This window comes from Ruminococcus sp. MCC718 (assembly GCF_018783905.1).
GTDB classification, from domain to species: Bacteria; Bacillota; Clostridia; order Lachnospirales; family Lachnospiraceae; genus Hominisplanchenecus; species Hominisplanchenecus faecis.
Genome location: NZ_WQNP01000031.1, coordinates 1 through 873, shown reverse-complemented (window position 1 = coordinate 873; position 873 = coordinate 1). Strand labels below are relative to the sequence as shown.

Annotated in this window: 1 protein-coding gene and 1 pseudogene; both read right to left on the bottom strand. The window is 35.9% G+C overall.

Annotated elements, in window-relative coordinates:
* Window positions 1–668: RNA-guided endonuclease TnpB family protein (locus tag GPK60_RS03850; protein WP_215658885.1), on the bottom strand; the 668-nt coding region annotated here is incomplete at its 3' end.
* A pseudogene (locus GPK60_RS03845) lies at window positions 616–873 on the bottom strand (hypothetical protein); the annotation flags it as partial. The gene GPK60_RS03850 and the pseudogene GPK60_RS03845, both read right to left, overlap by 53 nt.

Sequence of the window (873 nt, the reverse complement as noted above, 5' to 3'; positions counted from 1 at the left end):
TGTTTTTCTAGTTTCTTTACTTTCTGACTCTTATTGATGTTCTTATACTTAACGGCATCAGAGCAGACAGCTAAGTCTTTGATTCCTAAGTCTATGCCAACTCCATCATCATTAAGTGTTTCCTTGCAGTCAGGAAATTCTACACATACACTGATCCACCAGTTCAATCCATCAAAGGATATCCTCGGATTCATATATTTAACATCTGTTGGAATACGTCCATGTTCTGCAAGTCTTACCCAATTCTTTTTTTGCTTATTTGCTTTCCTGCTGGAAGAAAAACCTTCAAGCTTAACGTGGGTATTACTGAATCGTATCTTAACGTTGTCCTGATAGAACTTCGGCATTGATCTCTTTCTGGACTTGAATCTTGGGAATTTTTGCAAACCCTTGAAAAAGTTCTTATACGCAGTACAAGCATCTTTGATTGCCTGTTTGGTTACATTATTTGAAATATTTAATAACCATGCGTATTCATCAGAATGTCTAAGCTTTGTAAATTCTTTTCTGAGTTCTGGATCTGAAATGAATTTGCCACCTTTTTCGTAGCTTTCTTTTTCCCTGGCCAAAGCCCAGTTATAAGCAAATCTTGAAGCTCCTGCGTACTGAAACATCTTAGTTTTCTGTACGTTGTTTGGTATCAACATTACTTTTATGGCTTTTACCATCTGTTTCCTCCTGTATCAATTCTCGGATAAGTTTCTTAGCTTTGTCCGCTCGTTTTCCTTGTAATTTGCAACTGAATACTGTGATTATTTGAACCAGATCTTCAACAAGTTCCTGCTGTTCAGATTTTTCAGTATTATCAATAATCTCAATCTCACAATTATAAAGTGAAGCGATATATTCTATCAACTCAAAACCAAATCGCAA